This is a genomic window from Sphaerospermopsis sp. LEGE 00249 (assembly GCF_014299995.1).
GTDB lineage: Bacteria > Cyanobacteriota > Cyanobacteriia > Cyanobacteriales > Nostocaceae > Sphaerospermopsis > Sphaerospermopsis kisseleviana.
Genome location: NZ_JACJUZ010000114.1, coordinates 1 through 10,429, shown reverse-complemented (window position 1 = coordinate 10,429; position 10,429 = coordinate 1). Strand labels below are relative to the sequence as shown.

The window sequence follows — 10,429 nt, the reverse complement described above, 5'->3', positions numbered from 1 at the left end:
TAATGGATAATTGATAATTGATAATTGTTTGAATCAGGATAACCAGGATTTGAGGATGTACGGGATGTGATTGATAATTGATAATGGATAATTGATAATTGATAATTGTCTGAATCAGGATAACCAGTATTTGAGGATGTACGGGATGTGATTGATAATTGATAATTGATAATTGATAATTGATAATTGTCTGAATCAGGATAACCAGGATTTGAGGATGTACGGGATGTGATTGATAATTGATAATGGATAATTGATAATTGATAATTGTTTGAATCAGGATAACCAGGATTTGAGGATGTACGGGATGTGATTGATAATTGATAATGGATAATTGATAATTGATAATTGTCTGAATCAGGATAACCAGGATTTGAGGATGTACGGGATGTTGTTTAGAGATTGTGGTTTTTATTGATGATTTATTTTGTCTGAATCAGGATAACCAGGATTATAGGATGTACGGGATTTTGTTTATAAATTATCAAAATAATATAAAATCATCAAGAATACAAAAAAGATAATCTTATAAAATTATAAAAATCCCATCCTGATAGCGAAGCGTGACGTTAATCATAAATCCTATAATCCTGGACATTATCTCGACTTACTTCGACTTACTTCGACTGCGCTCAGTACAAGTCGCTCAGTACAAGTCGCGGTAGTTGAGCGTAGTCGAAACTCGATAACGACCTGATTCAGACAAAAAATGATAATCTTAAAAAAACAATCCTGTACATCCTCAAATCCTGGACATCCTGATTCAGACAAAAAATGATAATCTTATCATCTATCATCTGTGTTTATCTGCGTTCATCTGCGTTAAATTAAAATGTTGGGTTTCCTTGCGTCAACCCAACCTACAGAATAAAATAATTATATCCCAGTCCCCAATCACCAATCACCAGTCCCCAGTCCCCAAAAATATGGAATCTCAAGATGTTCGCGCCTATATCCAAAAAGCCCTAAAATTAGATTTAATCGGTCCTAGTTCCCAAGACCTAGAATATCAAACCGAAATTTTAAACCAACCCCCATCTAAATGGTATCTTACCGGGTTTTTAGTTCCCTTTGGTGCGCCGGTAGAAATGAAATATGACCCCACAGCAGATGATACAATAGAAGTAATTACTAATAAAGATATCGCTGAAGATGCCAAAACACCAGAAACTGCTGCTGCAAGAAAAGCACCTTTCCCTTCTTCCATCGGGTTGAGTTTTTTAGTTCCTGCAACAACTGAAAAATTAGAAGTAACTGTAGAATGGGGAGACTATCAACCCCAAGAACGGGAAATAGAAACTTCAGCAGAAAATAATAACGAAGATCAACCCAGCAAACCCCCAACAGAAATATTATGGCATCGCTTTCCTAATATTATTACTATACCAATTTCCCTACCTGCCAATTATGATCAAATTTCTCTTGATGTGAGTGATCGAGATGGTTTAAATAGTGGGTTAAAACTTTATATTTCCCGTCGTCCCGTTGCAACTTCTCCTCAACTTCCCATCGGTACACAGTCGGTTTCTGTTTTTGTTGTTAACCATCGTGTTTATCAACCCCACAGTAAACAAGATGAAAGTTTTATTTTTCAAGCAGGTTTAACTATTCGCACTTCAGAAATATCAGATATATCAGATATATCAGATATATTTGTTCCTCGTCCTGACTTGCGGGGAGAAAATACCCTGGACCAAGATGAGGCGATCGCATCTCTCCAATACCGTGATGACTGTGAATATGCAGTTGGTCATAATATCTCTGCGCTTGCACTCCTGGAAAATAACCAATGTCAAGAAATTTCTACCACTTGGATACCCACCGCAGAAGTCCCCAGGGTGGAAGCTGCAAATATCGCCGGTTTAGAACTGGGAATGGAAGCTTTAGCCCAAGCCTCTAACGCTGATACTGTTCGTGATATGATTGGGGCGATAGTGACGGAATATGCAAACTGGATATCTCAACAACTTCAACTTATCCCCCCCCAACCCCACCTAGCCAAAACCGCCCAAGAGTTATTAAACAAAGCTAATATAATTAATCAACGTATTGCCGCAGGTCTACAAGAATTAGACGACCCCCTAGTATTTCAAGCCTTCCAAATAGCTAACCAAGCCCTAGCAACTGCCCGCCGACAGCGTTTTTGTCAAGATAACCCAAATAAAGCCCCTAGTGACGCACCTACCCCCAAATGGCGACCTTTTCAGTTAGCTTTCCTCCTCCTGAATCTTGTCAGTATTAGCCAACCTACCCACCCAGACCGAGAAACCGTAGATTTGCTGTTTTTTCCCACAGGTGGCGGAAAAACCGAAGCTTATCTCGGTTTAGCTGCTTTTACCTTGGTTTTACGTCGTCTCAAAGACCCTAGCATTTACTCCGCCGGTCTCACAGTTTTAATGCGTTATACCCTACGCTTACTCACCCTTGACCAATTAGAACGAGCCACAACTCTCATCTGTGCCTTAGAATTACAACGACAACAACACCCAGACATACTCGGTCAACATCCGTTTAATATTGGTTTATGGGTAGGAGACAGTGCTACACCCAACAAAATGGGTAAAAAAGGCGACAAAAACGAAAATACCGCCCGTGAACGCACAATAGCTTTTCAACAGGAAGAAAAAATCAAACCCAAACCCATACCTTTAGAAAGATGTCCTTGGTGTGGTACAGAATTATCCGGTCGAGCGTTTCAATTATTACCCAATGCCGATTATCCCACAGAGTTAAAAGTTTCCTGTTCCAACCGCAAAACCCACCCCGACGGAAAACCCGCCTGTGTTTGGAAAGGTAACAATTTTCTGCCTATTATCGCCGTAGATGAGCAAATTTACCGACAACTTCCTTGTTTTATCATTGCCACCGTGGATAAATTTGCTAACTTACCTTGGGTGGGACAAACTGCGGCCTTATTCGGTAAAGTTACTCATCATGATCAAAAACTTGGTTTTTTTAGTCACGCAGATACACCTGCAAAAGTTACAGGAACAAACTTAAAAAAATTAAAGACCTTTTTACCCCCTCCAGACTTAGTAATTCAAGACGAATTACATTTAATTTCTGGACCTTTAGGAACAATGGTAGGACTTTATGAAACTGCTATTGACGCTCTCTGCACAATAAGTTATAATAGTGTAAATGTCCGCCCGAAAATTATCGCCTCAACCGCCACAGTCCGCCGAGCAGACAGACAGATCCAGGCTTTATTTGCCCGTCAACAGGTGGAAATATTTCCCCCACCCGGACCAGATCGCCATGATTCGTTTTTTGCTAAAACCGTACCTGTGACAGACTCCCCAGGGCGTTTATATGTAGGAGTAGCCGCCCAAGGACGCAGTTTAAAAGTAGTATTATTGCAATCTTATTTAGCATTATTAGGAGCGGCACAGAAAATCTGGTTAGAATTAGGCGGGAAGAAAAACCCTGAAAACCCTGCTGATCCTTATATGACCTTGTTAGGTTATTTTAACTCCTTGCGAGAATTGGGGGGAAGTCGGCGCTTAGTAGAAGATGAGGTAAACTCCCGACTGATCAAATACGGAGAACGGCGACGTTACGGAGAAACAGCCGGTTTATTTGCTAACCGCAAAATAGACGACGAACCCACAGAGTTAACATCCCGCATCAGCACCAATAAAGTAGCAGAAACCAAACGCCGGTTAGCATTACCATTTCGAGAAACGGAAAAAGTTGATGTCGCTTTAGCCACAAATATGATATCTGTGGGCTTGGATATTACCAGACTAGGATTAATGGTAGTATTAGGGCAACCCAAGACCGCAGCCGAATATATCCAAGCTACCAGCCGAGTCGGGAGAGATACCAAAAAACCAGGATTAGTAGTAACATTACTGAATATCCACCGCCCACGCGATCGCTCACACTATGAACGTTTTGCCCATTGGCATACCACATTTTACCGAGCCGTAGAAGCAACAAGCGTCACACCATTTTCACCCCGTGCCTTAGATCGGGGTTTAGCCGGGGTGACAGTAGCATTAAGTAGACTAGGCAAACCAGAGATGACAGAAGCAATGGGAGCTAATTATATTAATCAGTATAGAAAAGAACTAGATGAAATAGTAGTGCAGGCGATCGCCCAACGTGCAGCCATGCATAGTCCCACAGCAGACGCTAACTTTGTGCAAGATATAGAGAAAGCAGTCAGCAACCTTTTGGATACCTGGGAAAAAATAGTCATTCAAGATCAACGCTTGCAATATCAGAAAGAACGAGAAACTTTTTACCCCTTGCTTTTAGATCCCTACGATCCCTACACCGAGAAACAAACCCAAGAACGACAGAAATTCAAAGCCCAGCGCAGTTTAAGGGATGTTGAACCAGTAGTCAAATTAAGAATTTGCGATCCAGGAGGTGTGGAGGTGACTGGTGACTGGTGACTGGTGACTGGGGACTGGGGACACTTCGACAAGCTCAGTGCATCGCTGGGGACTGGGGACACTTCGACAAGCTCAGTGCATCGCTGGTGACTGGGGACTGGGGACACTTCGACAAGCTCAGTGCATCGCTGGGGACTGGTGACTGGGGACTGGGGAGTAAGTAATAATGGGTAATGGGTAGTATTATTCCTGATCACCAATCGCCAAATATTGTTTATGGACAATAAAAGCTTTGAATCTTTAGATTTTTATCAAGATAGTTTGAAGTTACTTAAAGCAGCATATCGTTTAGCAGATAGTTTACCAAACCATGAACGCTACAACCTCAGTGATCAATTGCGCCGATCTTCATGTAGTATTCTTCTAAATATAGCTGAAAGCTATGGACGTTATCACTATCTTGACCGCTTACGTTTTTTATATATTGCTCGTGGTTCATTAACAGAAACTGCCAGTATTTTTATCATTGCAGAAAGTCTTGGTTATTGTACAAAGGAACAATTAAATTGGGTTAATGAACTGAGAGAGAAAATTGAAAAAAATATGAATGGTTATTGTCGTTTCATCAAAAATAGTAAACAAGGTCAAGAAGAATACGGTAATAAAATGGAATGGTTGAACGGTGATTAGTAATTGGTGATTGGGAAAAATAAAATGAATTACCCAGTCCCCAGTCCCCAGCGATGCACTGAGCTTGTCGAAGTGTCCCCAGTCACCAGTCCCCAGCGATGCACTGAGCTTGTCGAAGTGTCCCCAGTCACCAGTCCCCAGTCACCAGTCCCCAGTCCCCAGTCCCCAGCGATGCACTGAGCTTGTCGAAGTGTCCCCAGTCCCCAGTCACCAGTCCCCAGTCCCCAGTCACCAACCTATGCCCAAACACAAAAAACGACTCACCCCCCTAGCAGAAATACGCCAAAGTCAACTCCTCAACACCTACGGACCAGGTTCAATGGTTGACTTACCAGAACACTCCGTTATTATCGGCGGTTTATCCTTCTGGAAAGGTGAAAAACAATACATCCGCGAAGACCGCTTAAAAAATAAAGTTCAGGAAATTCTCGAACTGCAAGAACCCGTTAATTTATACAGTCCTCCCAGGGATAACCCTGACTCCTATGCCCCAGATGCTAATGTTGGTGTGTTTATTTTCCCCACCTGGTTTGTCGCCCAAGTAGAAAAAACAGTCCGCTTTCACGGCAAAGACTACCGTACCCGTCCCCTAGTCACTTGGCGAGAAGTTCAATCAGGCTTAAAATTTGATGGTAAGTCAGTTAACGCCGTTCCTATCCGCTTTGTTCAAGGTTGTGCCAATGGACACATCAGCGATATTAACTGGTACGCCTTCGCCCACAATGATTTTAATACCAAATGCAAACATCAACTATGGTTAGATGAAGGTGGTTCTGGTAACGACTTTGAAGAAATCTTTGTCCGGTGCGAAGTTTGTAAAGGTGCGCGTCGTCCCCTGTCTCAAGCCAAACTGCCCAAGTCCAGAGTTTTAGGACCATGTCAAGGCGATCGCCCTTGGTTGGGTTATCAAGGTAAACAAAATGATTGTTACAGTTGTGTAATAGATAAAACAGGCAATATAGTTAAAACTAAGGAGCGAGAATACAACCGGCTATTAGTCAGATCCGCCAGTAATGCCTATTTTGCCCAGACTTTAAGCGTCATTTCCATCCCAGATAATGATGAACAACTCAAACAAGCCGTAGATCGGTACTATGAAGAAGACCTACAATACGCCGAAGATATTGATGATTTAATTAAAGAACTAAAAAAACCGAAATTTGCCGACTTAGTGAAATTTGGTGCAGAAACAGTTTGGGCAGAAATTCAACGTCGTAATAATAAACAAAGCAGTGAAAGTAAAACCATTAAACAAGTAGAATTAGAAGCTTTATTAAATTGTGAAGAAACTACAGGTAAAGAGCATGATGATTTTTATGCAACTAACCGCAAATTAGATCATTTTCCCAGTGAATTATTACCTTATATAGAAAGAGTAGTATTAGTCCATAGGTTAAGAGAAGTTATTGCCCAAATAGGGTTTACTCGGTTTGAAGCTTCTCTCCCAGATATTGAAGGAGAAATAGATAAAAACTTAACCATTAATGTACAGCGTGCAGCATTAGATTTTGAACCTAAATGGATACCAGCCATTGAAAATAAAGGCGAAGGTGTGTTTATTGGGTTTCATAAACAAGTAATTGAAGAATGGCAAGAAAAAGAAGTAGTAAAAGCCAGAGGGAGAAAATTAGCAAGCGGTTTAAAACAATGGTGTCTCAGTAAAAATATCTCCGAAGATCAAGTTAAATTTCCTGGCTTACCCTATATAATGCTGCATTCCTTATCACATCTATTAATTACCGCCGTTTCCTTAGAATGCGGTTATGCTGCCAGTGCCATCAGAGAAAGAATTTATGCTAATCCAGACACAGGATATGGCATCCTTTTATATACAGGTTCGCCTGGTTCTGAAGGGACATTAGGGGGTTTAGTAGAGGTAGGTAATAACATTGAATACCATTTAAAAATTGCCTTAGAAACAGGTAAATTATGTTCTAATGATCCTGTATGTTCTCAACATCAACCAGATAACCTGCAAGAAGAAAGATTTTTACATGGTGCTGCTTGTCATGGCTGTTTACTGATTGCCGAAACTTCCTGTGAATGGCGGAATGAATTTTTAGATCGGGCTTTAATTGTACCAACTTTAGAAAATTTAGGTTGTGAGTTTTTTCTCAATTTGGGGGAATAAGGAACAGGGAAGGAATACAGACATTTTTGTTTTCACTCAAGAGGAGAAAAAAGGCAATTTTGTAAATCCCTAAATCTTGATGATCTTTGATTGCTTCTTTATTCCAGGACTTACGCAAGATGTGACTGCAAACCTTATTCTTGCGTAGGGGTAATTCATGAATTACCCCTACAACTTATGATAAATTACTAAATTCTATTTTTCTATTTTGGAGATGGCAACTGAAAGGCAACTCGCAGACTTTGCACTAAAATCACCACAGAAGCCACAGCCATCAAAGCACCCCAAAACCAATAAGGTAACAGTAAATATCTTTGCATTTGTGCTGTATCGGAAAGCCCTAAAGATCCTGCACTATAACTAAATAGATAATTTAATTGATGGTAGGTACTCACACAAGCTTGCACACCCAAAAACTGAATAGCAAAACCCTGTACCCAGCGGGGAGTTTGCAAAGCTACTGCCAAAATAATTAAACCTAGTAAGGGTACTGCTATCAACCCAAACAAAGAACGCACCCAAACCAAGGCAGAAAATAACAAAAACCCCCCTAATATTTTCAAACTGAGGGAAGCGGCTTTAAAACTGCGGGAAGCAAGAATTAATGCTGCACCGGCAATAGGTGGACCCATCGGACCTGCGGCCGCAACCAAAGCAGGACCAAGGGGAGCCAAAGTAGAGCGCATAGAATAAGTAGCCACACCAGAACCATTATTAAAAATCTGTAATTTATGAAAATTTCCCCCCAAGATCAGAGCCATCAAACCATGTCCCATTTCATGAAACCAAGTTGCCAAGATGGTAAATGGGTATAAAATATAATCACCTGCTGGGAATTGCCACAAAACAGCAGTGGCGATCGCTGCTCCTACAAGCCAACTTAACCCCATACGTTCAACTTCTGGGGGTGCTTCTTGAGTGAGCAAAGATGAAAAATTTTTTGGTTCTCTCATTATGTAATATTCCTACTAATAATCCGTAACTCGTAATTTATAATTACTAATTACTAATTACTAATTATTAATTACGAATTACGAATTATCAATTACGAATTATTCTCTAAGAGAGTTGAAATAAGAAAGTTACCAAATCTCCCTTACCCAAACTGATGCGATCGCCTGGACGTAAGCGGTGTCTATTTCCTGGTAATAACGGCAAATTATTAATATAAGTGCCGTTAGAACTACCCACATCTTCTATATAATGTGCATCTCCCTCAACACGAATATCTGCATGAATCCGTGAGACAATTTCTGAATTAGGAAATCCTGCTACATCAATATCTGGGGGAATGCGATCATTGGGTTTACCAATATGAATTACAGACACATTTTGCAGTAATTCAATTTCTTGGTTACTTTGGACATGGAATAGCCGCGCCACCACTTGTTGTAATTGAGTTTTAGATACTGCGGGTGCGGGTGCTGGTGCTTCTGGTTGTGGTTCGGGTACTGGTGCTGGTGGAACTACCGCTTCTGGAACTGGAACTGGAACTGGAACTACAACTGGTACAGGTGCTGGTACAGGTGCTGGTACAGGTGCTGGCACAGGTGCTGGTGGAACTACCGCTTCTGGAACTGGTGCTGGAGGTGGAACTGGTGCGGGTGCTGGTGTGGGTACGGGTGGGGCTACTGCGGCTGGAGGTGGAACTGGTGCGGGTGCTGGTGCTGGTGCTGGTTGTGGAACTGCTGCCACGACTGTTGGTGGTAGAGTAGAAGCAACAGGAGGATGAGTATAAGTATCGAATCCTAAAGGATTAGCTTGTAAAAGTTCTAACATAGGGTCAGGAGTAACCAAAGGTGGTACTTCCACAGGAATATTAGGATCGATGGTTGCACTTACTACAGTTGGTTCTGCTACAACAGGAGCGGAGTGTAGGTTATAGCCACACTGACCGCAAAAAGCAGCATCAGCTTGTACAGTTGCCCCACAACTGGGACAGTTTGTAGTCGCTGGTAACGGCGTATAACAAGCTTCACACTGAACAGCGCCGTCTGGATTGGGATGATTGCAATTTGGGCAGACGATCATGGATTTAAGCCTTAATCAAGTTAGTTGTAAAATATATTACTAGCAAGTAGTTATCAGTTATCAGTGGCACAAAGCAAAAGGCAAAAGGCAAAAGGCAATTGATGTTTCCTATTCCCTGTTCCCTGTTCACTAATTTAGGGTTTGAGTTCTAAACCTGCTGCTTCATCTAGCAGCCATAGCAATTCTCCTTGAGGTTTAATCAAGCGAGATGGATAAGTAAAATCATCAGCGGTAGGTGCGAAGACTTGAGCTAAAGCAGGTCTTTTATTAGCACCAGCAGCCAAAAAAATTACACTCCGTGCAGCGTTGATGAATGGGTAGGTAAAAGTGATGCGAGGATTACCGTCTTTGTTACCTACAGTAATCAAGCGATCGCGTACATTAAGAGCTTCTGTATGAGGAAACAAAGATGCAGTGTGGGCATCATCACCCATTCCCAGTAAAACTACATCCAATGGGGGAAAGTTTCCCGGTGCTGCATGGAAAAATTCTTGCAGATGCTGTTCATACTTAGCTGCATCTACCGCTGGATTAGCTGATAAAGTGGGTATGGCGTGAATATTAGCGGCGGGGATAGCAACCCGATCTAACCATGCACGACGCGCCATAAGTTCATTGCTATCGGGGTGATCTGGTGGTACATAACGTTCATCTCCCCAGAACACATGAATTTTATCCCAAGGCAGGTTTGAAGAGGCTATAGCTTCATACAAAGGCTTAGGTGTGCTACCACCAGATAAAGCAATAGTAAATTGTCCCCGTTCTTGAATGGCAGTGGCCAATTTGGACAGAATCAAATCCCTCGCCCGTGCTACCAAAGCTGGGAGATCGGGTAAAATTTCAACCTTCTTGTTCATGGGTTCATCATCACATAGCTGACTTTCAGCAATAGAATACCTAATTTCTGACAATTTCCCAGTTTAACTTTTGAAACTTTTAACATCATCAGAGTTAGGAGGCAGGAGGCAGAAGTTTTTTATTTTGGATTTTGGATTTTGGATTTTGGATTTTGGATTTTGGATTTTGGATTTTGGATTTTGGATTTTGGATTTTGGATTTTGGATTTTGGATTTTGGATTTTGGATTTTGGATTTTGGATTTTGGATTGTTTTTGTGATCTCCAATCTAAAATCTAATCTAAAATCTAAAATCTAAAATTTTCTTCCCCAGTCACCAGTCCCCAGTCACCAGTCACCAGTCACCAGTCCCCAGTCACCAGTCCCCAGTCACCAGT

At 41.5% G+C, this 10,429-nt stretch carries 8 protein-coding genes; 5 read left to right on the top strand and 3 right to left on the bottom strand.

Annotated elements, in window-relative coordinates; all coding sequences use genetic code 11:
• The first annotated feature begins 845 nt into the window (after window positions 1–845).
• From drmA to drmB, 4 genes are all read left to right on the top strand, one after another.
• Entirely contained in the window at window positions 846–4,403 is a 3,558-nt protein-coding gene (gene drmA, locus H5968_RS23665; RefSeq protein WP_370569805.1) for a DISARM system helicase DrmA, read from the top strand.
• A 216-nt stretch (window positions 4,404–4,619) separates the two neighbouring features.
• Window positions 4,620–5,033, top strand: a complete 414-nt coding sequence (locus H5968_RS23660) for a four helix bundle protein (protein WP_187041895.1) — start codon at window positions 4,620–4,622, stop codon at window positions 5,031–5,033.
• A gap of 3 nt (window positions 5,034–5,036) precedes the next feature.
• Window positions 5,037–5,213 (top strand): hypothetical protein, encoded by a 177-nt coding sequence (locus H5968_RS23655; RefSeq protein WP_222620785.1) that lies wholly within the window; start codon window positions 5,037–5,039, stop codon window positions 5,211–5,213.
• Window positions 5,143–7,164, top strand: a complete 2,022-nt coding sequence (drmB, locus tag H5968_RS23650; protein WP_255427236.1) for a DUF1998 domain-containing protein — start codon at window positions 5,143–5,145, stop codon at window positions 7,162–7,164. The genes H5968_RS23655 and drmB overlap by 71 nt, the downstream gene beginning before the upstream one ends.
• A gap of 203 nt (window positions 7,165–7,367) precedes the next feature.
• Here drmB and H5968_RS23645 read toward each other — a convergent pair whose 3' ends face one another.
• The 3 genes from H5968_RS23645 to pgl all read right to left on the bottom strand — a co-directional run bounded on the left by H5968_RS23645 (window position 7,368) and on the right by pgl (window position 10,052).
• The gene (locus H5968_RS23645; RefSeq protein WP_187041894.1) at window positions 7,368–8,117 is read right to left on the bottom strand and encodes a M50 family metallopeptidase; all 750 of its coding nucleotides are present in this window, start codon (window positions 8,115–8,117) and stop codon (window positions 7,368–7,370) included.
• Between the two features lie 106 nt (window positions 8,118–8,223).
• Window positions 8,224–9,195: an FHA domain-containing protein gene (locus H5968_RS23640; protein ID WP_187041893.1), complete on the bottom strand. Its 972-nt coding sequence runs from the start codon at window positions 9,193–9,195 to the stop codon at window positions 8,224–8,226.
• A gap of 134 nt (window positions 9,196–9,329) precedes the next feature.
• Window positions 9,330–10,052 (bottom strand): 6-phosphogluconolactonase, encoded by a 723-nt coding sequence (gene pgl, locus H5968_RS23635; protein ID WP_187041892.1) that lies wholly within the window; start codon window positions 10,050–10,052, stop codon window positions 9,330–9,332.
• Window positions 10,053–10,122: 70 nt separating this feature from the next.
• Here pgl and H5968_RS23630 point away from each other — a divergent pair, with 70 nt between their 5' ends.
• A complete protein-coding gene (locus H5968_RS23630) occupies window positions 10,123–10,350 on the top strand; it encodes a phosphotransferase (protein WP_187041891.1) in 228 nt (75 codons plus the stop codon).
• Window positions 10,351–10,429 lie beyond the last annotated feature (79 nt).